We start from the raw sequence: 1,118 nt of genomic DNA, 5'->3' as shown, positions 1-1,118 counted from the left end.
TCGTCGACCACCGCGGCCATGATGCCCGGCAGCGGCAGCGTGCACGAACCCGGCACCGTCGGCGTCGCGCCCGGCAGCGGCGTGATCATGTGGCCGCCGGTTTCGGTCTGCCACCACGTGTCGACGATCGGGCAGCGCTCCTGGCCGACGTGCTTGTGGTACCACATCCACGCTTCCGGATTGATCGGCTCGCCGACCGTGCCGATGATGCGCAGGCTCGACAGGTCGTAGCTCTTCGGATGCACCTTGTCGTCGGCCTCGGCGGCCTTGATCAGCGAACGGATCGCGGTCGGCGCGGTGTAGAACACCGTGACCTTGTGATCGCCGATCATCTTCCAGAAGCGGCCGGCGTCCGGATACGTCGGCACGCCCTCGAACACGACCTGCGTGCCGCCGCACGCGAGCGGGCCGTACGTGATGTACGTGTGGCCGGTGACCCAGCCGATGTCGGCCGTGCACCAGAACACGTCGGCGGGCTTCCAGTCGAAGGTCCACTTCATCGTCTGCGCGGCCCACAGCAGGTAGCCGCCGGTGCTGTGCTGCACGCCCTTCGGCTTGCCGGTCGAGCCCGACGTATACAGGATGAACAGCGGATGCTCGGCGCCGACCCATTCCGGCGCGCAGGTGTCGGACTCGCCGTCGGCGATCTCGTGCATCCACAGGTCGCGTTCGGCATGCCAGTCGATCTTGCCGCCGGTGCGGCGATAGACGATCACGCTCTTGACCGCTTCGCAGCCGCCCATCGCGAGCGCCTCGTCGGCGATGCTCTTGAGCGGCAGCGTCTTGCCGCCGCGCGCCTGCTCGTCGGCGGTGATGAGCGCAACGGCGCCGACGTCGACGAGCCGCTCGTTGAGCGATTTCGCGGAGAAGCCGCCGAACACGACGGAGTGCGTGGCGCCGATGCGCGCGCAGGCCTGCATCGCGACGATGCCTTCGATCGACATCGGAATATAGATGATGACGCGATCGCCCTTGCCGATCCCGCGTTTCTTCAGCGCGTTCGCGAAGCGCGACACGCGTGCCAGCAGCTCGGCATAGGTGACGCGCGTGACGGTGCCGTCGTCGGCCTCGAAGATCACGGCGACGCGCTCGCCGTTGCCGGCTTCGACGTGGCGGTC

General features: G+C 67.9%; 1 protein-coding gene. It reads right to left on the bottom strand.

From position 1 onward, the window contains the following. Nucleotides 1-1,118, bottom strand: a 1,118-nt coding sequence (locus U4012_RS35520; RefSeq protein ID WP_321804537.1) for an AMP-binding protein, incomplete at both ends; no start/stop codon positions are given.

Source organism: Burkholderia sp. BCC1988 (genome assembly GCF_905339895.1).
In the GTDB taxonomy this organism is placed as follows: domain Bacteria; phylum Pseudomonadota; class Gammaproteobacteria; order Burkholderiales; family Burkholderiaceae; genus Burkholderia.
The sequence above is the reverse complement of the archived record's forward strand: the minus strand, read 5'-3'. Positions and strand labels throughout refer to the sequence as shown.